Source organism: Pseudomonas sp. A-RE-19 (assembly GCF_019956555.1).
In the GTDB taxonomy this organism is placed as follows: Bacteria; Pseudomonadota; Gammaproteobacteria; order Pseudomonadales; family Pseudomonadaceae; genus Aquipseudomonas.
Window position 1 is genome coordinate 157,663 of the sequence record NZ_JAHBDQ010000005.1, and the last position, 22,437, is coordinate 180,099.

A 22,437-nucleotide genomic window follows, 5' to 3' on the forward strand; every position below is an offset into this window, starting at 1 on the left:
GCTGGTGCTTGATCCAGCGAGCACGCAACGGCTGCCCCCGCACCAGGCAGTGCAGGCGTTGAAAGCCCACCTGTCTGGAGTCAGATCATGAGCCAGTATCAACGGTTATTACTGATCATCAACCCGGCCCTGCGCCATTCTCCCGCAATACACCATGCAGCGGCCCTGGCCAAGGCCAGCGGCGCGACTTTGCATATCGTTGCCTTGATAAAATCGTTGGATATTCTGTCGCTGCTGGAAGAGGGCGTGCGGGAAACAGCTCGGGAAGGCTACCTGCAAGACCATCGAGATTGGCTGCAGAGCCAGGCAAAGAATATCCGTGGCCGGGGGATCGAGGTGACGACGGAGGTGGCCTGGGCCGATGACCTGCAGCAGGACATTCTTGATCACGTCACGGAAATGCAGCCCGACCTGTTGATCAAGGAAGTCCAGCATGAATCAGCGCTCAAGCGTGCGCTCTTCACCCCTCAGGATTGGCACTTGCTGCGCCACTGTCCGATACCGGTCTATCTGGTAGGCGCCAGTGGCCATGCCTTGCCGCGCAAGGTCGTGGCGGCGGTCGATGCTTCGGATACCGAGCCTTCAGACAGCGAGCTGAATGACCGGATTATCCAGCAGGCTTCCGGCCTCGCCCTGCAGTGTGATGCCGAGCTGCACCTGCTGTACGCCTGCGACACTTCGACAGACTATCTGGGTGATATGGGCGGCGGCGGTCTGACGCTGTCGGAACTGGCCAGGCAACAGCGCAAAACCCTGGAAAGATCGTTCCTCAAGTTGGCCGGCCGTTACGGTGTGCCCTCTGACCGTCGGCATTTCGTTCTGGGACATCCCGTCTCGGCGCTGAGCGAGTTCGCCTTCGAGCAACACGTGGATGTGATCGTGATGGGCAGGGTCCAGTCTCACGGTTTGAACAAGCTGGTGGGCAGCACGACCGAACATATCCTGTATCAGGTGCCTTGCAGCGTTCTGGCGGTCTAGGGGCGGGCCGGCATCAATAAACCTGATGCCGGCTTTGTTCAAACCGGCTCGAACCACCGCAGGCGCTGTCGGGCAGACCACTGGCTGTTGAACAGCCGTGTATTGCCGAGGTGAATCACATGCATTTGCCGATCATCAAAAAAACACTCGCCGACTTGTCGATTACGCCCAATTGGCTGGAAAGCGAGCAAGCCCGCAAAGCCTTTTCGTGGCAGGTGGAAGCAGCCGGATTGGCCGGATTGCCGGGAGGAGGTTTGAACCTTGCCTATGAGGCCGTGGACCGGCATGCAATGGGCGGGAATCGCCAACATACGGCATTACGCATCCTCGATCGCAATGGCGGGCACCGCGACATTAGCTACGCGCAGTTGAGTACGCTGACCAACCGATTTGCCAATGTGCTCAAAACATTGGGCGTGGCCCCGGGCGAACGATTGTTTGTGCTTTGTGGCCAAGGGCTGGAGCTGTATCTGGGCGTGCTGGGAGGCTTGAAGCTCGGTTGCGTGGTTTCACCGTTATTCTGCGCGTTCGGCCCTGAGCCCATAGAAACCCGCATGCGGCTTGGCGAAGGCAGCGTGCTGCTCACCAGCGAAACGCTCTATCGGCGCAAGATTGCGGCTATTCGTGAACGTTTGCCGGCGCTCAAGCATGTGCTGCTGTATGACGCAGAGGGTGGGGATACGACTGCTGTGGAGGGCGCCCACAGCTTGCATCGACTGCTGGCCGAAGCCGATGACGCTTTCGACATCGCCCGGACAACGGTCGACAGTCCGGCACTGTTGCACTTCACCAGTGGCACGACAGGCACTCCCAAAGGTGTGTTGCATGTCCACGGCGCCGCGTTGACTCACCGTGTCACCGCTAAATACGCCCTGGATTTGCACCCCGAAGATATTTATTGGTGCAGTGCCGATCCGGGCTGGGTCACAGGAACTTCATACGGGATCTTCGCACCGCTGTTGCTGGGTGTCACCAGCGTGGTCGAGGGCAACGAATTCGATGCCGAACGCTGGTACCGGATTCTCGAAAAACAACAGGTGACGGTCTGGTACACGGCCCCGACGGCAATCCGCCTCTTGATGAAAGCAGGTGACGCATTGGCGCGCAGCCATCGCTTTGCGTGTCTGCGCTTTATTGCCAGCGTCGGAGAACCGCTCAATCCCGAGGCGGTCTGGTGGGGCAAAGAGGTGTTGGGGCTACCGATCCATGACAACTGGTGGCAGACCGAAACGGGTGGAATCATGATTGCCAATACCGTTTCGATGGCCATTAAACCCGGCTCGATGGGCAAACCTCTACCAGGCGTCGAGGCCGCCATCGTCGAGCGCGGCGCGGACGGTGCACTGGTATTTCTCGATGACAATGAGGTCGGCGACCTGGCCCTGAAGCGGCCATGGCCAGCCATGTTTCGTGCCTATCTGGGGCAGGACGAGCGTTATCGACAGAGCTTTGTCGGTGAGTGGTACCTCAGTGGTGATCTGGTGCGTCGCGATGCCGATGGTTACTACTGGTTCATTAGCCGCGGCGACGATGTCATCAAGTCGGCCGGGCACCTTATCGGCCCGTTCGAAGTTGAAAGCTCGCTCATGGAACATCCCGCGGTGGCCGAGGCAGCGGTGATTGGCAAGCCCGACCCGTTGCTGGGTGAAACCGTGAAGGCCTTTATTTCCCTCAAGAGCGGTTTCACCGCCAGCCAGGCCCTGCACGATGAGTTGCTTGGCCATGGACGCAAGCGCCTCGGTGCCGTGGTCGCGCCAAAGGAACTGGAGTTTATGCAGGCGCTTCCGCACACGCGTAGCGGAAAACTCATGCGACGTCTGCTCAAGGCCCGGGAGTTGGGTTTGCCTGAAGGTGATACTTCCAGCCTGGAGAATCCGTCATGAGCCTCCAATCGTTGCCCCAGGGTATTTCGCTCGCCTTGCTACGGGACATGGTGCGCATCCGCCGCCTTGAGGAGCGCGCCGGCGAATTGTACGGGGAGGGCAAGATCCGTGGCTTCCTGCACCTGTATATCGGTGAAGAAGCGGTCGCCGTCGGCGTTTTGCATGCACTGGCAGCTGATGATGCGGTGGTCGCGACTTATCGCGAACATGGCCATGCCCTGATCAAGGGTGTGCCCATGAAGACGATCATGGCCGAGATGTACGGACGCCAGGAGGGATGCTCGCGAGGGCGCGGCGGTTCAATGCACTTGTTTGATGCCGGCACACGTTTTTTTGGTGGCAATGCCATTGTGGCCGGTGGCTTGCCACTCACGGTCGGCCTGGCACTGGCCGAGCGTATGCAGGGTGGATCGCGTCTCTCTGCGTGCTTTTTTGGTGAAGGCGCGATGGCGGAGGGCGCCTTTCATGAGGCCATCAACCTGGCCGCCTTGTGGCAGTTGCCGATGCTGTTTTGCTGCGAGAACAACTTGTATGCCATGGGCACGGCCCTGGAGCGTTCGCAGTCGCAAACCGACTTGTGTGCCAAAGCCTCGGCGTACAAGGTCGATGCCCGATCCGTCGATGGCATGGATGTGATCGCGGTGTACGAAGCCGCTTGTGATGCGGTTAAACATATCCGGGAGGGGCACGGACCTTTTTTTCTGGAGTTTCGCACCTATCGATTTCGTGCCCACTCGATGTTCGACCCGCAGCTGTATCGCGACAAGGTTGAGGTGGAGCAATGGAAGACGCGCGGACCGATTCATACCTACAGTGCACAACTCAAGGCACAAGGCCTTTTGGACGAGCCCGGTTTTCTGGCGATCCTGGCCGAGGTGGACGCTGAAGTGGAGGCCGCCGTCGCTTATGCCGAAAGCGGGAGCCTGGAACCGCTTGAGGATCTGTCCCGCGATGTTTACACCCCGAGGTCGGTGTCATGAGCGCTCGTATGACGTATCGCGAAGCGTTGCGCGAGGCCCTGCGCGATGCGCTGCAGCGGGACCCTCGGGTATTTCTGATGGGCGAAGACGTCGGCCGATACGGTGGCAGCTATGCCGTGTCCCTGGGGTTGCTTGAAGCGTTCGGCCCCGAGCGCATTAGAGACGCACCGCTGTCGGAGTTAGGCTTTGTGGGGGCCGGCATCGGAGCGGCCCTGGGTGGCATGCGGCCGATTGTAGAAATCATGACCGTGAATTTCAGTCTGCTCGCCCTCGATCCTCTGATGAATACGGCCGCAGCCCTGAGGCACATGTCCGGTGGACAGCTCTCCGTTCCCCTGGTCGTGCGCATGGCGACAGGCGCCGGACGTCAGCTCGCCGCTCAACACTCCCACAGTCTTGAAGGGTGGTACGCGCATATTCCCGGCCTGAAAATTCTGGCTCCGGCGACCCTCGAAGACGCACGCGGCATGCTCTGGCCAGCGTTGCTGGATCCAGACCCGGTGCTGATTTTCGAACATGCCCAGCTCTACAACATGGAGGGTGATACAGGCGACTGGGAGACGCTGGACATCAGTACCGCCAAGGTCCGCCGTGTCGGTAAGGACCTGACCCTGATTACGTACGGCGGCACACTCGGCAAAGCCCTGACGGCGGCGGAGCAACTGGCCGGGGAGGGCATTGATTGCGAAGTGATCGACCTGCGGGTTCTGCGCCCTCTGGACGACCAGACAATCATGGCCTCGGTCTGTAAAACCCGTCGCGCCCTTGTCGTCGATGAAGGCTGGCGCAGCGGCAGTCTGGCCGCCGAGATCATCACGCGGATTATCGAACAGAGCTTTTTCGAGCTGGATGCTCCGCCAGCACGCGTGTGCAGCGCCGAGGTGCCGATACCTTACCCACGGCATCTCGAAGAAGCCGCGTTGCCACAGGTGTCGACGATCGTCGCGGCCGCGCATGAGCTGTGCCAGGGGACGTCAGCGTGATGGCATCAACGTGTCGAACCCAGGGCCGGGAGGGTCAACCATGATCGAATTCAAACTGCCGTCCCTGGGGGCCGATATGGATGAAGGCACGTTGCTGGAATGGAAAATCCATCCGGGCGATGCGCTCAAGCCGGGTCAGGTGATTGCCGTGGTCGATACGGCCAAGGCCGCCATCGACGTAGAGTGCTGGCACGACGGCACGGTCCTGCAGCTGCTGATCGACGTCGGCGCCAAGGTACCCGTGGGTACACCCATCGCGCTGTTGCTGGAGCCCGGTGAAAGTGCGCAGACCGCGCGACGGATACCGACCCCACCGGTGCCGACCGCCGAAGAAAACCTATCCGATAGACGCCCGCGGATTTCTCCGGCTGCACGCAAGCGCGCTGCCGAGTTGGGGCTCATTGCCAGCCAATTGCAAGGCCATGGCCCCCACGGTGTGGTGACCCTGGAAGATGTCGAGGCTGCCGCCCGTGTGGCCCCGGCGCCTGACCATAACCAGGCCATGCGTCACACGATCGCAGCGGCCATGAGCCGTTCGAAACGCGAGATTCCCCATTATTACCTGAGCGAAACCATTGCTTTGGGCAAAGCCATGGCCTGGCTGCAGGCACACAACGCACAAGCCACATTACAGGAACGCCTGTTGCCCAGTGTCTTGCTGCTCAAAGCGGTGGCGTTGGCCCTGCGCGACTATCCGCAGCTCAACGGTTCCTGGCGGAACAATGCCTTTGAACCCGCGCTCGATACTGACCTTGGGGTGGCAATCACCCTGCGCCAGGGCGGGCTGGTCGCCCCGGTGCTGCGTCATGTGGCGGACACGACCCTGACCGATTTGATGAGTGAACTGGCCAGCCTGGTGGAGCGCGCCCGCAGCGGTTCTCTGCGCAGCTCCGAGCTCGGTGGCGCGGGCATAACGGTGACTCAACTCGGCGATCAGGGCGTAGACAGCGTCCTGGGTGTGATCTATCCGCCCCAGGTCGCCCTGGTCGGCTTCGGTCGTATCGGCGAGCGCCCCTGGGTGAACGAAGGCCAGTTGTGCGTCATGCCCACCGTCGTCAGCAGCTTGTCAGCCGATCATCGGGTCAGCGATGGTCACTATGGCGCACGCTTTCTGGGGGAAGTCCGTCGCTTGTTACAAACGCCAGAGAACCTTTGAGGTAAGCCTATGGACCCGCTATCGGTACGCAATCAGGTGTTGAGCGCCTTGAAGGGCATCGCTCCTGAAGTCGAGCCTGAGCAATTACGCAGTGACCGGTCGCTACGCGAGGAGGTAGATCTGGACTCGATGGACTGGCTTCGCCTCATCGAGGCCCTGCATCGGAGCCTGGGCATTGTCATTCCTGAAACCGATTACCAACACGTGGACACCCTGGACAAGCTTGTCGCCTATCTGATGCAAAAGGGTGAATCCAGCGTCGGCGAACCCACGATTCGCAATGGATGAAGATGAAGAGGCGATCAATAGCGTAAGTTCTCCTGCCGCAGTCGTGCGAAGCGCGCAAGCGGCACGGCGTCGAGTGCCTGCGCCGCGTCAGGCGTCGCGCCGTCGCCAATTGCCTGCCACACGCTTTGCGAGCCGATCGAATCACGGGTCGCCGCCAGATCGAATACGTGGGGATAGAGCGTGTGCAGTGAGGCGAGCAGGGCCAGTCCCAGGTTTGCTACGGGACGTTGTGCGGGCATTGTGTCGCGCGTGATGCTCACGCCATGACAGAGCCGACCGCGCCAGGTTGACTCGGTGGGGACGAAGTCGACCGGCTCGAAATGCGCGCCGACATCAAACGCATTCAGCGCATTTGCGAGCCGGGTCGCGTCGATCCACGGTGCGCCAATCCATTCGAACGGATGCGGTGTGCCGCGCCCCACGCTCAGATTCGCGCCTTCAAGCAAGCCGACATCCGGGTACAGGTCGAGTTGGGCCAGCGTGCGCAGGTTCGGCGATAACGGCACCCAACCGAGCCCGGTATCGGCAAAGGTCATCGCACGCTGGTACCCCTGCATCGGCACGACGCGCAGATCCGCACCAATGTGCTTGTTGCGGTTGAACAGACTCGCCAATTCGCCGACCGTCATTCCAGGCTGTAGCGGCATAGGAAAATAGCCCGTGAACGATTCTCGGCGACTGTCCAGCACCGGTCCGCCGAAGCGCTGTGCACCGAGCGGATCGGGCCGGTCCAGCACGAACAGAGGAATGCCTTGCGCAGCTGCGGCCTCAAGTGCGTAGCCGAGCGTCGTCTCATAGGTGAAGAAGCGCACGCCGGCATCCTGAATGTCGAAGATCAGCGCATCCAGCCCTTTGAGCGAACCTGCAGGGAAGCGCTGCGTTGCGCCATAGAGACTGTGTACGGTGAGTCCCGTTGCTGCGTCGAGTGTGTCGCCGACCCGCTCATCCACGTCGATGTTCAGCCCGTGCTCCGGTGAGAACAATGCCGCCAGCCTGACACCTGGCGCGTGTGCGAGGACGTCGACGGTGCGCCGGCCGTTGGCGTCGAAACCGCTGCGATTGGTGATCAAGCCCACGCGCATGCCGACGAGCGGGGCAAACTGCTGCTCCTGGAGCACATCGATACCGGTCCGCACCGGCCCCGTCGAACTCGGCAGGCGATCGGCGGCACGCAATGCCGGCAGTGCGGAGGGCAGCCCCCGCGCGATTTGCGCGACGCTCACCGAAGCCCCGCGACTTGCCAACAGTGCGAGCAACTGTGCACGAAGCGGGCGAGCATCACCGCTGTCGTCCGGATACACCCGGTTGCTCAGGATGATGATGAACTGGCCCGTCACCCGATCAATCCACAGCCCCGTGCCGGTGTATCCGGTATGGCCGATGACGCCAATTGGCGGCAGGCGATCATGGTCAGGCACGAACGGCGCGGCCAGTTCCCAGCCCAGGCCACGCCACGGCACGGTGTCGAGCGGCGAAGCAGCACTCGCGAGGGCAGCGATGCTCGCTGGCCGCAGAATCTGCCGGGTGCCTGTACGGCCCTGGTTCAGCACCATCTGCGCGAAACGTGCGAGGTCGTCCGCCGTGGAAAACAGCCCGGCGTTGCCGGAGACGCCGCCCATCCATTGAGCCGTCGGATCATGCACGCGCCCCCGGAGTATGCCGGCCTGGTTGACAATCGTCGGCGCACTGCGTGCCGCTCGCTGGGCGTCCGGCAGAAAAACCGTGTCGCGCATACCCAGCGGTCCGAAGATGTGAACCTGACAATACGCGTTGAGCGGGCTGTGCGTGATGCGCTCGACCAGTTCGCCCAGCACCACGAAATTCAGGTCACTGTAAATGACGTGCTCACCTGGCGCGTCGCGCAACCGCTGCGCCGCGATAGCGCTCAACACACCTTCCCGACCCGGATGTACCGGCCGCGCAGGCAGGTCTGGCCGCAGCCCGGAGGTGTGCGCAAGCAGGTTGCGCACCGTCACCGCGTCTTTGCCGTATGACGCAAAGGCTGGCCAATACCGCGCAACAGGTGCGTCCAGGTCGATACGGCCCGCTTCGGCCAGTTGCATAATCGCCGTCGTGGTCGCGATGACCTTGGTCAGCGATGCGAGATCGAACTCGGTCTCCAGCGACATCGGTTCGGGGGAAGGCGCCGTCGCGCGTTGTCCAAACGCTTGGCGATAGCGCACATGCGTTGCGTCCCCGATCAGGACAACGGCCCCCGGAATGCGCCCAGCGGCGATCTGGCCCTCGACGATCTGTGCGACTTGCAAGCGCGCCACCGCATCGAAGTCGGTGGCGCTCGCAATCTGCGTCACCGTCGCCATGCCAAGCAGCATCGCCCAGCGTTTCAGTGCGCCGATCAACGGTGTGGCAGATCGGCGGCTTCGTAGTGATTGCGCGGGTTCCATAACATCCATCCATCGGTGTCGGCGGCATCGGCGGCGTTGACCTGCGCACTGATCGCCGCTGCATCAAACGGGCGATGATCGAACGCATAGTCACGAAAGGCCTGCAGCCAGGGACGAAAGCGCACACCCGGCAGTCGAGTGCGCTGCATCGCCTCCGCCAGGGTGCGCCTGACAATCTGGCCGGGGTCGGCAGTCGGGTTGGTAAAACCCGGCAGCCCCCACGTGAAACTGGAGGGGTACAGCATCGGAGAAATATAGTCGAGCGCCGCGCCCAGTTGTTCGATTTGCTGGCCGATCGCGGTGTCATTCAGATTCCAGCAGACATAGCCAAAGATGTCCGCGGAGATGAATACATTGTAGGGGGCGAGCCGTGCGCGTGCGGCCTGCAGGAAGTCGATGATCGCCGCGGTCCGGTTGGCTTGGGTGTTCGGGAGGGCAAAGCGCAGCCCGCTCTTGTCGGGAAAGCGCACATAGTCGAACTGGATCTCGTCGAAACCCATCCGCGCGGCCTCCTCGGCGACATCAAGATTGTGCTCCCGGACGTCATGCGAAAACGGATCCATCCATTGCAGATTTTCGCGATCCCGCCACGGCTCGCCGTCCGCGGTGTGCACGCTCCACTGCGGATGAGCGTCGGCCAGTGGATCGTCCTTGAACACCACGATGCGCGCGATCAAGTACAGGTGTTGTGCATGCAGCCTGGCAAGCAGCGCCGGAAAATCTTTTGCCTGGGGGGCGTGCTGAGTCACGTGAGCTGCCGCGCCGATCGCCTCGCGCGCCGCACTGCGATACGGCGTCAGGCCGCGGTCGCCCTTGACGTCGATCACCAATGCATTGATCACGGTGTTTTCAGTCAGGCTGACGGCGTTGTTACGCAGGGTTGAACTGGTCACGCCGAACACCGACAGATAGACCGCTTTGGGGCGAAACGGGGTCAGCGCGAGCGTCACGGGCGTTTCGTCGTTCACCTTAGCCTCGGTACGCAGATATCCTGGGGCGCGGGCCGCGACACGCTCGGCCGCCTGAGCCGTCTCGAACCGTCCGTTTTCATCGGTACGCATCACGCCGAGCGATGTCGTGATGATTGCGTCGGCGACCGGAGTCTGCGTGCTTGAGTCGAGTACGACACCGGTGACGGCCAGTGCGCCTCGCTCGGTCAGCAGGGCTGCGACGGCAAGTAGCGCCGGGATCGCATAGCGCCTCAATGCGCGGATGAAGGTCATTGACGGTTCCCCACGGCGGGTGTCGGCTGAGCATTCGGTTCGCCTAAAAGCTGCGCGAACGCGCTTGCGCCGTAGGCATCACTCATCAGAAAGCGCGGCAGGGCGAGTAGTCGCGCGTGCCGGTCTGCCTTGCGCGCTTGCAGTGTGAAGGCGACGGTGTAACCCTCGTCGGCGGCGAGTGCGATCAACTCGTCGTCGTAGATACCGAACGGCCACGCGAGCATGTCGACATGCGCACCGGTTTGCGACTCGATGCGTTGGCGCGATTTGTTGAGTTGTGTACGGACGAATTGCTGGAAGTCCGCCGGCGTGCGATGCCTTCGCTCGACGTTGAAATTGGGATGCCAGAACGTATGCGACTGAATGTCGATGAGTCCGGTCTGTCTCAGGGCTCGTAGTTGCTCCCAGGTCAACGCGTAGGAGGCGTTCGAGATCGCCGATGGGTAGATAAACAGGGTGACCGGAAAACGCTCGCGCAGTACGACGGGCAGCAGTTTGTCGAATACCGAACGATGCCCGTCATCGACTGTGATCGCCACCGGCTTGTGCGGTAACGTCGCTTTTGGATCTTGCAGCCAGTCGACAACCTCACGCAGCGACACGATGTGGTAACCCTGCTCGTGCAGGACGCGCAACTGGGTTTCGAACGTGCTCATCCGCACGGTCATCGAGTCGTCTGCCGTGTCTGAAAAGCGGTGGTAAACGAGGATCGTGGCGCTCTGAGCGGTTCCATCCTCCCCCCAGGCAAGCCCGCAGAGGCACATCAGCACGATGCACGCCAGACGCCGACATACGGCGCTGCTGTCGATGCACGCCATGATTTTTTCATACATGTCAGCGCTCCTGCGTGAGCCAAGTTCACTCGCCTTATCCATCTCGCGAGCGTGAGGCGTATCCAGTGTGCGGTGGGCGCACATCGTCCTTCTGATGCAGATCAATTTCGCGCGACATGGAGCCGCTCAGAGGCGCGCGAGCGGTCAGACGAAACGAGAGGCCGGTTGCGTCTTGATCTGATCTAAATCAATAGCACATCCTCGTCGGCGCGCGACTTTGTGAGACGACACTATTGGAGGTTGCCGACATGAATATCAACGACGCGATCCTGGGCCGTCGCTCGACGCGTGAGTACACGACACAAGCCGTTGATGAACACATCATTCGTGGTTTGATCAACGCCGCGGTCCATGCACCCAGCGCAGTCAACCAACAACCGTGGGCGTTCACGGTGATACGCGATCAAGGACTGCTGGATCGGGTCTCGCGCGAAGCGAAGGCCTACATGCTCGCGACGATGCCCTCGGGAACCCGGTCCGAACACTTTCGTTCGATGCTCAATGATGAAAACTTTCACATCTTCTATCACGCACCGGTACTGATCCTGATTTCGGGGAATGCGCCAGGTGAGTGGGTCGTCGAAGACTGCGCATTGGCCGCCGAGAATCTGATGCTGGCTGCGTACGCTGATGGACTCGGCACCTGCTGGATCGGTTTCGCCCAAGGTTTTCTCAATACCCCGGATGGAAAGAAAGCACTGGGTCTTCCCGCCGAGTGGACGCCCGTCGCGCCCATCATCGTGGGTCATCCGAAGTCCGCACCGTTGCCCGTTTCGCACAAGGAGCCAGAGATCCGCTGGATCGGCTGATTTGCTGACGCAACCGACCGTCTATCCGCTGGCCCGCTTGTCTGGCGGTTTTCTGATGTGGATCAGATTCTGCCCCTGACTGGCTCCTATCCTCGAATACTCCCCATGGTGTTGAGATGAGCTGAAAATGAACAGATCAAGCCTGATCGGCCAATGCCTGTTGATAGCGGCAAGCGTTTTACTGTGGCCCTCTACCAGCGTTTTCGCCTACCCGCCGATGTCATCGCCAGGTGGCATGTTCCATCACCTCCCGGATTTCGATTGGGTCAACCATACGCAGCAGACCCTGGATGACCTCAAGGGCAAGCTCAATCTCAAGCCTGAGCAAATGCCCGCCTGGGATACATGGGCCACGGGGGTCGTCACGGATGCCCAGCAGCAACTGGAAAAGGACAAAACCGGGCACGACGAAATGGCAAGCGCAAAGAAAGCTCCGATGGATGAAACGACGCCGGAGAGAATGGCAAAAGGGATAGCGCGTCTGCGTGCACAAACCGACTGGATGCAGGCGCATCTGGCGCGTCTGGATGCTGCTCAGGTGCGTACCAAAACCTTCTACGACGCTCTGGAGACTGAACAGAAAACCATATTCGACCTGTTCTGGACGGTGATGCATCACCGCAACTCCGGCTATGACGGTTCGCGGATGCCAATGCACATGTTCAGACCGCAAATGGACGGCGACCAGGACGAAACAGGCAAACAGTAAGCGCTGCTCACTGTTCGATTGGGTAAACATCATGAACATCGACGCGGTAAAACGTTGCGCGCTGACAGGGCTGATCCTGATCGCCACAGGCTTTGCATTACCGGCCAATGCCGATTCGCACAGAGGCGGCGCAGGTCCATTCTGGTGGGGAATAGGTCTGGGTTTGGGACTGGGTTGGGAGGCCGCGCACATCCGCGGCCCGTATTACTACCCGGCCTATCCGGTTTATTACTACCCCGCACCGGGTTACTACTACCCCGCCAGTCCTCCCACGGTGATTATCGAATCGCCTCCGGCACTCCCCCCGCCCGGGGGGACAGCACCGTCCGCCGCCCAGCCAGCCCCCAATTGGTATTACTGCGATTCAGCCAGAGGCTACTACCCCTATGTGCGCCAGTGTCCTGAACCGTGGCGCAGGGTTCCCGCGACACCGCCTGGCCAAATACGCTGACGTGCGGCCGGTATCCGGCACTTGCTGCTGCCTGACTTCAACCCTTGATCAATTGCACCGTCAGCGGGCGGCGCCATGACGCAGCACTTCAATGCAAAACTCCATTTCGTAGGGAGGCACGTTGCATTCGACGATGTCATGGGGAGCAACTTGCAGGTGCACGCCGACAATATAGGCATGGACCGGCTGCTGGCAGACATGCCGGTCGACCAGTACCGCCGTGTAGACCCGACGAGCACCGAGTTGCGCCAGGTACGCGCAGGTGCGCAGAAGTGAATGGCCTTCAAACAGCACATCATCGACAACCAGCAGGGTGGTGTTGGCAAGGTCCAGCGTGCTGAGCAGTGGGTTCTCGGTCAGTTCCGTGTGTGCATGCAGCACCTTGAGGTCGTCGGCATAGCGCTTGACCTTCAGGGGGTAGAGAGGCAGTTCCGGCTGGCCGGTCTGACGTGACAGGTGTTGCTGTAAACGCTGTGCCAGAGGCTCACCGCGGCGTTGGATGCCAATCAGCGCCGCTTGGGCGGGCGGCAACAGTATGGCGGCCTGGCGCGCCATCGCCTGCAGCACCGAATCGAGTTCATCACTGTCGTACAAGCGCAATCGCTGACCCGCAGGTGGAGGCGGCATGGCAGTCTCCCGTCGAGAGCCGATGGGTGAATCATAGCGTAAGGCTGTGTTGGGGCACGTGCGAGATTCCTGGGAGGTTGGTCCACTGGACGACCTTGCGCGGGGACTTGATATAAATCAACAACAAGGAGACTTCAGGAGCGGAATCTAAACCAAGGATGATGCTTGATTCAGTGAGGACGCGACGGCTGCCCACGGTCAGGGCGGTGTGATACGAACCGACAGGCGTGATCGCCCGGGGAGGTGTTCAAGTGATTCAAGGTCCCTCATCGCAAACCATCTTGCGTGACCGGGTAGATGCCGGCCGGCGCCTGGTGGAACCGTTGCTTAAATACGCTAAAAGAGCCGATGTCATCGTTCTCGCCTTACCCCGTGGCGGCGTTCCGGTGGCCTATGAAGTGGCCACGGCGCTGGAGGTGCGCCTTGATCTGATGCTGGTCCGCAAGCTGGGGGTGCCATTCCATGAGGAGTTCGCCATGGGCGCCATTGCCAGTGGCGGCATCCAAATCGTCAATGACAATGCGCTGCGGGCAAACCGTATCGATCAACGCACGTTCGATAACGTGGTTGCACGGGAAACGCAGGAGCTGTTGCGTCGCGAGCATGCATACCGTGGGACGCGCGCGCCGGTGCAACTCAAGGATCAGGTGGTGATTCTGGTCGACGACGGCCTGGCGACCGGCGCCTCGATGATGGCGGCGATACAGGCGGTACGCTTGCAAGCACCGTCCCGCATCGTCGTTGCGGTGCCGGTGGCACCGCTTGATACGCTCGAAGCCCTGTATGGCGAAGTCGACGAGGTGATCTGCCCGCTCATTCCTGAGTGGATGATGTCGATCGGTTATTGGTACATGAACTTTTCCCAGACCTCGGACAATGAAGTCATCGATCTTTTGCAACGGGCCTGGCGCAGAGAATCCGGCGGGAGTGTTCCCGGTCAGGAGGATTCAAATGATTGAGCCGCGCTATCGAAAGCTGGACCTGGGGGACGTGGCGCTGTCTGCCGACCTGCGTCTGCCAGTGAACGCTGTCGGCCTGGTGGTCTTCGTCCATGGCAGCGGCAGCAGTCGTTCAAGCCCGCGTAATCAACAAGTCGCCGAGTCGCTGGCCCGGCGGGGGCTGGGCACATTACTGTTCGATCTGCTCACCGAACCGGAGCAACGCCTGGACAATCAGACCCGGAAATTGCGTTTCGACATCGAGCTGCTTTCCGGGCGACTGGTGAAGGTGATCGACTGGATTGGCCACGATGCCGAACTGCAACAGCTTCGGATCGGACTGTTCGGCGCCAGCACCGGTGCCGCTGCGGCGCTATTGGCAGCAGCCGAGCGGGCGGACGTGGTGCATGCCGTGGTGAGCCGAGGAGGGCGGACCGACCTTGCGGGTGCGGCGCTGGCCCGAGTCAAGGCACCGACCCTGCAGATTGTCGGTGAGCACGATCCGGTGGTGATCAGTCTTAATGTGCAAAGCAGTCATGCCTTGCACTGTGAGAAACGTCTGGAAGTCGTGCCGGGCGCTACCCATCTTTTTGAAGAAACAGGCGCCCTCGAGGCAGTCGCCAGGCTGGCTGGCGACTGGTTCGAGCGATATTTGCACGGTGGTCGTCCAGCGTCGACCACCCCCGACTGATGCTTGTCATACGCCAAATGGAAAGGTTTCGTCTTCCGGTTCCAGCGTCTGGCTTTTTGGCAACGGCAAGGCCGTCACCGGTTGCGTCTGTTCAATCCAGACCATGGCGTCGAATTGCTCGGCGAGCACCGCTTCGAAGTAGTGACTGCTGCGTTCGGTTTCGGGGCGATAAATCACACCGATGGCCCGCTCCAGCAGAGGTTCGGACAGGGCTCGACGCAGGTCTTTTCGCTGCGGATCTCGCCAGTCGGTCAATGACGCCGGGACGCCGGCCTTGAGGAACTGACGCTCCCAACTGTCTGGACGAGACGGCCGGATGTCCTTGATGAGCATCTCACCATCCCAGTCATCGGCCGCGGCCACTTGGCCACGGTCGGTGCTCATGCCGATCAGAACGACATCGCGTCCATAGGCACTTCGGCACAACTGACCGATATTGAACTGCCCCCTCCAGCCCATCTGCGTGGCGGCTGCATTGCCGATATGGGAATTGTGCGCCCACACCACAGCCTTGGCTTGAGGGCCTCGGTGCTCAAGCAACGCCCGTAATGTGTCGAACATATGCCTGTCACGCAGGTTCCAGGAGGCGGTCGAGCCTCGATAAATCGCTCGGTAGTATTGTTCCGCCGCCTGGACGACCCGGGCGTTTTGCGTTGCATTGAAGAACGCCTCATCGTCCTTGATAAACCCGGCCAACTGTTCGGCCAGCATGGCATTGAGCTGTTCGACCACCGCCTGTTCGCAGGGCATCACACCGTCGCGTTCGACGAAGTGGCCGTACAGCGCAGGATCATCCTGCCAGGGGGTCAGACAGCCATAGCGCCGCCGAGCTTCATGTGCCAGCTGCGGGTCAACATGGTCCAGATAACCCAGCACTTCATGAATCGAGTTGCGCAAACTGTAAACGTCGAGGCCTCGAAACTCGACGCGACGTTCAGGCGCGTGTTTGTGGTTGTACTGATGCAGCCAGTGGGCGAACGCTTTCACATCGGTATTGCGCCACATCCAGGTCGGGAACCGGCTGAAGATGTGACGTGTCCACGCCGAATGCGCCAGCCCTCGGGCATAACGGTCAACATGGCCGGCGTCTGGCCAGTCGGCTTCAACGGCAACAATGTTGAACCCATGCTGCTCGATCAGCCGTTGGGTAATCGCCGCCCGGGTCCGATAAAAATCGCTGGTGCCATGGCTGGCTTCACCGATCATCACCACACGCGCATCCGCGTAGCGGTCGAACATTTCACCAAAAGCGGGTGAATCCAGTTCCGGCAGGGGCTCGGCGTATTGACGCAAGAGCGGGGCGATGGAGGCCTCGTCAATGTGTGCATGTGAGCCGTAAAGTGTGTTCAGCATGTCTTGGGAAGGTGTGTTCATGAACGTCACCCTACAAAGCCCCCGTCGGTTTCCCGACAAGGGGGCAGGACTTCCAGAGAGTCAATCGGCTTTGATCGGCACGACTTTATCCGCTTTCATGGCTTCGGGCTTTTTCGGCAGGGAGACCTTCAGCACACCTTTGCTGAAACTTGCTTCGATTTTATCGGCGTCGACGCCTTTGGGCAGGTTGAACATCCGTTCGAAGGAGCCGTAGCTACGCTCGCTAAGGTAGTAGCCCTTCCTTTTCTCCTCCTTCTCCTCTTTCTTTTCCCCTTTGATGGTCAGGCTGCCGTTGGACAGTTTGATCTCGATGTTCTTCTGATCCATACCGGGCAGTTCGGCAGTGACTTCGAAGCTTTTATCATTCTCGGTGATGTCCACCGCAGGCATTCCGCGGCCTGGCAGCTCCCGGCGCCACAGGGGGTCTACATCGAATAATCCACGGCCGAATGTCGACAACCCTGAACCGCGATTGAAGTCTTCGAACAGGTGATCCACCTGTTGGCGAAGCTTTTCAAAGGGCCGCCACAGATCGGGTGTCGATGGGCGCAGACCGGTTTTTTCTTCGGTCTTCACGGGTACTTTTTTCGCAGAGTCGGTCATTTCATTTCTCCACTGAGTGAATAGGCGGGCGGCGATATGCCGGCCCACCACGACAGAACAAGAACCCCACATTGCCCCTTACAAGGCCAATGTCCCGGACCACAACATCCAGCCGGCGATGGCTGCCGCTGCCCAGATAATGATCAACAGTCCCGTCTCGGGGCCATTGAGCGCTTGCCCCTGACGAGCCTTCATGGTGCCCAGGTAAATCAACGAACCGGGGGCGTAGAGCAAAGCGCTGAGCAATATGTATTTAGGCCCGGCGGCATACAGCAGCCACAGGCAATACAACGTGGCGACCGAGGCAATGGCCATATCGCGCAGTTGCAGGCCTCGGTGGCCGGCGTAGGTCTGGCCCTGCCAGGTCAACTTCAGCGCGTACAAACCGCTGAACAGGTACGGCAGCAGAATCATCGAGGTGGCGAGGGAAATCAGGGCCAGGTAACTGGCGCTCGAATACAGCGTCAGCAGCAGGAACAGTTGGATGCAGCCGTTGGTGATCCACAAAGCATTGGCCGGCACACCCTGGGTATTCTCCACGGCGAGTGCCCCCGGCATGACCTTTTCCTTGGCGGGTGTGAACATCGATTCGGCTGCCAGCAGCGTCCAGGCGAGCAGGGCGCCACCCACCGAGATAATCAAGCCGATACTGATCAATACCGCGCCCCATGGCCCGGCCACCGCTTGAAGCACGCCCGCCATCGAAGGGTTTTTCAGGGCGGCCAGTTCCGGCTGCCTGAGAATGCCCAGCGACAGCAGGGACACCGCGATCAACAGCAACAAGGTGATGACGAAACCGATGACGGTGGCGCGGCCGACATTGGCGCGCTCCGCCGCACGGGCGGAAAACACGCTGGCACCCTCGATTCCGATGAATACCCAGACGGTCACCAGCATGGTGCTTTTGACCTGATCCAGGGTGCTGCCCAGCGCAGGCGAACCCCAGAAGTCGACCATGAAGGTTTCGCGCCGAAAGGCCGCGATCACCAGACCGATAAACAGCAGCAAAGGCACGATTTTGGCCAGTGTGGTCAGCGCGTTGGCTCTGGCCGCGGTGCGCATGCCCCTGAGGATCATCCAGTGCAAGGACCAGAGCACCACGGACGCGCCGGCAATCGCCGCTTTATTGTTGCCTTCACCAAACAGCGGAAAGAAATAACTCAGCGCGGCAAACAAAATCACCATGTAGCTGACGTTGCCGACCCAGGCACTGATCCAATAGCCCCAGGCGGAGTTGAAACCGAGAAATTCGCCACCCAATGCCCGGGCATAGGCAAACACGCCGTTGTCCAGTTCCGGTTGCCGGCTGGCCAAGGTTTGATAGACCAACGCCAACGACAGCATGCCGACGCCGGTGATCAGCCAGCCAATCAGGATCGCACCGGCACCCGCACTGGCGGCCATGTTCTGCGGCAGGCTGAAAATGCCGCTGCCGATCATCGATCCGACCACCAGAGCAATCAGCAGGCTCAACGACAGGCGTTTGGGCTCCAGTTTTCGCAAGCTGCCAGCAAGAGGTTGGGGTGCAGTCGGCGGAATGATCGGTTGCGTGCCCTGCAGATGGGTAGCCATGGTAAGCCTCCACGAGACGAGAGATTGGGCGCAGACCGCAGATACGGCGGTGCGAACGCTGACTCTTAATTTCTACGTGAACGGCCAAAGCCTGTTTGATTTAGATCAGAAAGAGGGCAGACAGCGATGGGGGTTGGCAGCAGCCCGATGAACACAGCCTCAATTGATCACGCAGCACGAACACGCAAGGCATTCGAGTCCTAAGCTCTACCCATTCGTATCACCTGTTTCTAGCGCATCATCGGGAAGCGCTTTTTGCGAGGAACTCACATCGATGCTCAGTAAGTGGCTGGACCCGGCGCTATTGCTGCTCACCGCCCTGACCCTGCTCGCCGGGGGCATTGCCCAGCTTGCTCAGAGGCCTGAGTGGGCATCGATTTGCTGGGCCGCAGGCAGTCTGGTGATGGCCTTGGTGCTGCTCGTCGAGATTGCCAGGCGCCTGGCCCGGCGCGAGGCTGGTGTAGACCTGATCGCTCTGCTGTCGATTGCCGCCGCCCTGTTTTTTGAACAGATGTTGGTGGCCGCGGTGATTGCCTTGATGCTGGCGTCTGGACGTATCCTGGAATTTTTCACCAAACAACGCGCCGAACGCGAACTGCGTGCGCTGGTCGATCGGGCACCACGCTTCGCGTGGCTGCAAGAGGGGGGCGATTTACGCAAGATTGCGGTTGAGCAGATCCAGCCGCAGCAGACACTGCTTGTGCGCTTGGGGGAGGTGGTACCGGTCGATGGTCGTCTGTTAAGTGCCACAGCCGTTCTGGACGAATCGGCGCTCAGCGGCGAGTCACTGCCGGTCACCCGCCAGGCAGGGGAGCAACTGCCCAGTGGCGTGACCAATGTCGGTGCGCCCATTCTCCTGACCGCCACACGAACGGCAGCGCAGAGCACCTATGCCGGGGTGGTGCGCCTGGCCGAAACGGCGCGCCGTTCGCGCGCGCCTTTCGTGCGCCTGGCCGACCGTTATGCATTGCTCTTCGTTCCGCTGACGTTGCTGATTGCCGGGATGGCCTGGCACATGAGTGGCGATTCTTTGCGAGCGCTGGCGGTGTTGGTGGTAGCCACGCCTTGTCCTTTGATTCTGGCGGTGCCGATCGCCATCATGTCAGGTATCTCGAGGGCGGCGCGGCGCGGGATTCTGATCAAGGACGGCGTGACCCTGGAGGCGCTGGCCGGGGTCAAGCAGGTGTTTCTCGACAAGACCGGCACGCTCACCAGCGGCCACGCCCGTCTGCAGTCGATTGAAACCAACGGAGCGGCCGATCCGCAGCGTCTGCTTGGCCTGGCCGCTTCGCTGGCGCAGGCCTCGACGCACCCCATCTCCCAGGCCATTGTCGAAGCGGCGTATCAGCATGGATTGCCACTCAGCCTGCCGCAGGACGTTGAGGAAAGTCCGGGCGCTGGCCTTTGCGGGCGGGTCGATGGTGTGCGGGTGCGTTTCGGCACATTGTCATTTGTTCATGAAGAAACACCGGTGACTGGCTGGGCTGCAGCCATGCTGCGCCACATGGATTACCTGGCGTGCAGTGGCAGTTTCATTGAAGTGGATGGGGCGCTCGCCGGTCTGCTGATTTTCTCGGACAACCTGCGTCGGGAAACCCCGCTAACCCTGCGCCGACTGCGCAACAGAGGTATTGAAAGGATCGTCATGCTCACGGGGGATCGCCTGGAAACCGCCCAGATGATTGCGCTGTCTGCCGGGATCGACGAGCTGCGAGCCGGGTTGACCCCTGAAGACAAAGTGCGTGCGGTCCAGGAAGGCTGCCTGCACGCCAGCACACTGATGGTGGGTGATGGCATCAACGATGCCCCCGCTTTGGCGGCGGCCAATGTCGGTGTGGCGATGGGGGCCAGCGGTGCCACTGCCTCTGCGCAAGCCGCGGGTGTTGTGCTGCTGGTGGATCGCCTGGATCGTCTGGTCGAGGCGCTGGACATTGCCCGTCGGACCCGACACATCGCGCGCCAAGGCGTGCTGGTCGGCATGGGAATGTCCCTGCTGGCCATGGTGGTGGCGGCCTTCGGTTATCTGCCACCGCTTATCGGCGCGATTGCGCAGGAGGGCATCGACGTGATGATCATTATTAATGCCTTGCGTGCATTGATGCCATCGCGTGGTCTGCGCCAAAAGCTGGCCGGGGAGCATATCGATCGCCTGCAGGATGAACACGATCAGCTTTCCACGGTGCTGAGCGATCTGCATCAGATGGCAAATGACTTTGCCCTGCGTCCACTTGAGCAGGCACAGGCCGACTTGGGCGAACTGGTCAATAAGCTGCAAGCCTCACTGGCCAGCCATGAACGAGAAGATGAAAACACGCTGTACCCGCTGCTGACGCGAAGCATGCAGGGTGAAGATCCATTGTCAGCACTGAGTCATGCCCACCGAGAGATCTTTCGCCTTATCCATTTGCTGGCGCGCATGAGTGCTGACTTCAGCGCCGACCCTGCAACGGCTTGCGCCGATGAGATTCAGCATCAGTTGATTCGTCTGGATACCCTTGTGCGACTGCACTTTGATCAGGAGGAGGAACTGTTCCGTTATCTTGACAGACGCTAATGAAAAACTGGCGCAAGGGCAGGGCGGTGGGTTATTTGTTCTTCCAGTACTTCTGCATTTCGATAAACAGAAAGGATGCCGTCCAGGTGATAAGTACCAGACCGGTCAGGGCCTCCAGGCCCGTCAGGTACTTGAGGTTGCCCATGGGCGAAATATCGCCGAAACCGATTGTGGTGTACGTGGTGAATGAAAAGTACACGCAGTCCATCAGCGAACCATCGAAGTTCCCCATCAGGCTGCCCCATTCGCCGGAGCGCACCATCAGGTAATAGACCAGCGCGAAGCACCAGACCTCCATTGCATGGGCCATCAACGCACCGAACACGCCGGCGACGATCCTGAAACGGCTCCAGAGTTTAAGCCTCGGCAACCAGTCATTGAGGCGTAACAGGCATTCGTAATGAATCACCACTACGACCACCACCACCAGCGTATTGATCAACGTGACCGCGAACATCCTGTACCTCCAGTGAAACGCGGTCGGTGCGATCCACACGCGAAGACACCGACAAAAGCCTGATTTTTAGGGAAGCGTCACGGTAGGTCGGGGTGTTATCGAAGCGCGCTTGAGGGGCATGAGCGCAGGGAACTCCTCGGGCGTGAGGGTTTCCTTTTCAAGTAAAAGACTGGCACCCGTGTCCAGGTCGGCCCGACGACGCTCAAGCAGTGCCTTGGCCCGTTGGTAGGCTTCATCGAGCAGGGCACGAATGCCCAGGTCGATTTCCCGGGCGGTCTGTTCCGAATAATCCTTCTCGCCCACCGTGGCCATGCGGTCTCCCAGGTACGTTGCGTTTTGCCGCTCCAGCACCGATTGTCCGAGTTCGACACTCATGCCGAACCGGGTGATCAGTTGGCGGGCAATATCAGTCGCGCGGCCCAGATCATCGGCGGCTCCGGTAGAGATCTGGCCATAGGCAAGGAACTCGGCCGCGCGGCCGGCCATCAGCACGACGATCCGGTCCTTGAGCATCTGGCAACTGATCAGGAAGTGATCCTCGGTCGGTCGCTGTAAGGTATAGCCCAGTGAGCCAATGGCGCGGGGCACGATCGAGACTTTATGCACCGGGTCCATCGCTGGCAGACTGCTGACGGCCAGGGCATGGCCCATTTCGTGATAGGCCACTACCCGGCGTTCGTCGGGATCGAGCAAGCCGCTCTTGCGTTCGAGCCCCGCGATGAGGCGCTCTACCGCCGCGGTGAAATCGTTCAGGCTGACCGCTTCGGCGCCGCGCCGGGTGGCGACGATGGCCGCTTCGTTAACCAGGTTGGCCAGGTCGGCGCCGGTGAAACCGGTGGTGATCTCGGCGATACGCACGCCATCGAGCCCTGGCTCCACGGTGATTTTCTTGAGATGAACCTTGAGGATGGCCTCGCGCCCTT

General features: G+C 60.6%; 19 protein-coding genes and 1 pseudogene. 11 read left to right on the plus strand and 9 right to left on the minus strand.

From position 1 onward, the window contains the following. The first annotated feature begins 87 nt into the window (after positions 1–87). The 6 genes from KGB14_RS04565 (at position 88) to KGB14_RS04590 (ending at position 6,268) form a co-directional block, all read left to right on the plus strand. The gene (locus KGB14_RS04565) at positions 88–978 is read left to right on the plus strand and encodes a universal stress protein (protein ID WP_223484292.1); all 891 of its coding nucleotides are present in this window, start codon (positions 88–90) and stop codon (positions 976–978) included. A gap of 119 nt (positions 979–1,097) precedes the next feature. After that, the gene (acsA, locus tag KGB14_RS04570; RefSeq protein WP_223484293.1) at positions 1,098–2,861 is read left to right on the plus strand and encodes an acetate--CoA ligase; all 1,764 of its coding nucleotides are present in this window, start codon (positions 1,098–1,100) and stop codon (positions 2,859–2,861) included. A gap of 47 nt (positions 2,862–2,908) precedes the next feature. After that, positions 2,909–3,841: a pyruvate dehydrogenase (acetyl-transferring) E1 component subunit alpha gene (pdhA, locus tag KGB14_RS04575; protein ID WP_263294512.1), complete on the plus strand. Its 933-nt coding sequence runs from the start codon at positions 2,909–2,911 to the stop codon at positions 3,839–3,841. Next, positions 3,838–4,824 carry an alpha-ketoacid dehydrogenase subunit beta gene (locus KGB14_RS04580; RefSeq protein WP_223484295.1) on the plus strand — a complete coding sequence of 329 codons (987 nt, stop codon included), beginning with the start codon at positions 3,838–3,840 and terminating at the stop codon, positions 4,822–4,824. Before pdhA ends, KGB14_RS04580 begins: the two co-directional genes overlap by 4 nt. 40 nt (positions 4,825–4,864) lie before the next feature. Continuing rightward, on the plus strand, positions 4,865–5,980 hold the full coding sequence (locus tag KGB14_RS04585; protein WP_223484296.1) for a dihydrolipoamide acetyltransferase family protein: 1,116 nt from the start codon (positions 4,865–4,867) through the stop codon (positions 5,978–5,980). Between the two features lie 9 nt (positions 5,981–5,989). Beyond that, entirely contained in the window at positions 5,990–6,268 is a 279-nt protein-coding gene (locus KGB14_RS04590; RefSeq protein ID WP_223484297.1) for an acyl carrier protein, read from the plus strand. 14 nt (positions 6,269–6,282) lie between these two features. On the opposite strand, the gene KGB14_RS04595 is transcribed toward KGB14_RS04590, so the two are convergent. Genes KGB14_RS04595 through KGB14_RS04605 form a run of 3 tightly spaced genes read right to left on the minus strand, consistent with a single transcriptional unit; the run spans position 6,283 to position 10,729 of the window. After that, a complete protein-coding gene (locus KGB14_RS04595) occupies positions 6,283–8,673 on the minus strand; it encodes an exo-beta-N-acetylmuramidase NamZ domain-containing protein (protein WP_223484298.1) in 2,391 nt (796 codons plus the stop codon). Next, positions 8,625–9,896, minus strand: coding sequence for a putative glycoside hydrolase (locus KGB14_RS04600; RefSeq protein WP_223484299.1), 1,272 nt, complete (start codon positions 9,894–9,896; stop codon positions 8,625–8,627). The genes KGB14_RS04595 and KGB14_RS04600 overlap by 49 nt, the downstream gene beginning before the upstream one ends. Then, entirely contained in the window at positions 9,893–10,729 is an 837-nt protein-coding gene (locus KGB14_RS04605) for a polysaccharide deacetylase family protein (protein WP_223484300.1), read from the minus strand. The genes KGB14_RS04600 and KGB14_RS04605 overlap by 4 nt, the downstream gene beginning before the upstream one ends. A gap of 248 nt (positions 10,730–10,977) precedes the next feature. Here KGB14_RS04605 and KGB14_RS04610 point away from each other — a divergent pair, with 248 nt between their 5' ends. Beyond that, positions 10,978–11,538 carry a nitroreductase family protein gene (locus KGB14_RS04610; RefSeq protein WP_223484301.1) on the plus strand — a complete coding sequence of 187 codons (561 nt, stop codon included), beginning with the start codon at positions 10,978–10,980 and terminating at the stop codon, positions 11,536–11,538. A 127-nt stretch (positions 11,539–11,665) separates the two neighbouring features. Beyond that, a complete protein-coding gene (locus KGB14_RS04615) occupies positions 11,666–12,247 on the plus strand; it encodes a Spy/CpxP family protein refolding chaperone (protein ID WP_223484302.1) in 582 nt (193 codons plus the stop codon). Between the two features lie 511 nt (positions 12,248–12,758). Here the strand turns inward: KGB14_RS04615 and KGB14_RS04620 are convergent. Further along, complete coding sequence (locus KGB14_RS04620; RefSeq protein ID WP_223484303.1) at positions 12,759–13,325, minus strand: phosphoribosyltransferase family protein; 567 nt, start codon at positions 13,323–13,325, stop codon at positions 12,759–12,761. A 254-nt stretch (positions 13,326–13,579) separates the two neighbouring features. Between KGB14_RS04620 and KGB14_RS04625 the strand changes: the two genes are divergently transcribed. Both KGB14_RS04625 and KGB14_RS04630 read left to right on the plus strand, forming a co-directional pair. Further along, entirely contained in the window at positions 13,580–14,284 is a 705-nt protein-coding gene (locus tag KGB14_RS04625) for a phosphoribosyltransferase (RefSeq protein ID WP_411740771.1), read from the plus strand. Then, positions 14,277–14,954, plus strand: coding sequence for a dienelactone hydrolase family protein (locus KGB14_RS04630; RefSeq protein ID WP_223484305.1), 678 nt, complete (start codon positions 14,277–14,279; stop codon positions 14,952–14,954). The genes KGB14_RS04625 and KGB14_RS04630 overlap by 8 nt, the downstream gene beginning before the upstream one ends. A gap of 6 nt (positions 14,955–14,960) precedes the next feature. Here the strand turns inward: KGB14_RS04630 and KGB14_RS04635 are convergent, their stop codons facing one another. The 3 genes from KGB14_RS04635 to arcD form a co-directional block, all read right to left on the minus strand. Further along, entirely contained in the window at positions 14,961–16,328 is a 1,368-nt protein-coding gene (locus KGB14_RS04635) for an erythromycin esterase family protein (protein WP_223484306.1), read from the minus strand. Positions 16,329–16,388: 60 nt separating this feature from the next. Then, positions 16,389–16,931, minus strand: coding sequence for an Hsp20/alpha crystallin family protein (locus KGB14_RS04640; protein ID WP_223484315.1), 543 nt, complete (start codon positions 16,929–16,931; stop codon positions 16,389–16,391). A 78-nt stretch (positions 16,932–17,009) separates the two neighbouring features. Further along, positions 17,010–18,503: an arginine-ornithine antiporter gene (arcD, locus tag KGB14_RS04645; protein WP_223484307.1), complete on the minus strand. Its 1,494-nt coding sequence runs from the start codon at positions 18,501–18,503 to the stop codon at positions 17,010–17,012. A 274-nt stretch (positions 18,504–18,777) separates the two neighbouring features. Here arcD and KGB14_RS04650 point away from each other — a divergent pair, with 274 nt between their 5' ends. Continuing rightward, the gene (locus tag KGB14_RS04650; RefSeq protein WP_223484308.1) at positions 18,778–21,057 is read left to right on the plus strand and encodes a heavy metal translocating P-type ATPase; all 2,280 of its coding nucleotides are present in this window, start codon (positions 18,778–18,780) and stop codon (positions 21,055–21,057) included. Positions 21,058–21,088: 31 nt separating this feature from the next. On the opposite strand, the gene KGB14_RS04655 is transcribed toward KGB14_RS04650, so the two are convergent. Both KGB14_RS04655 and KGB14_RS04660 read right to left on the minus strand, forming a co-directional pair. Further along, the gene (locus tag KGB14_RS04655) at positions 21,089–21,514 is read right to left on the minus strand and encodes a potassium channel family protein (RefSeq protein ID WP_223484309.1); all 426 of its coding nucleotides are present in this window, start codon (positions 21,512–21,514) and stop codon (positions 21,089–21,091) included. Positions 21,515–21,580: 66 nt separating this feature from the next. After that, positions 21,581–22,437, minus strand: a pseudogene (locus tag KGB14_RS04660) (ATP-dependent metallopeptidase FtsH/Yme1/Tma family protein); the annotation flags it as partial.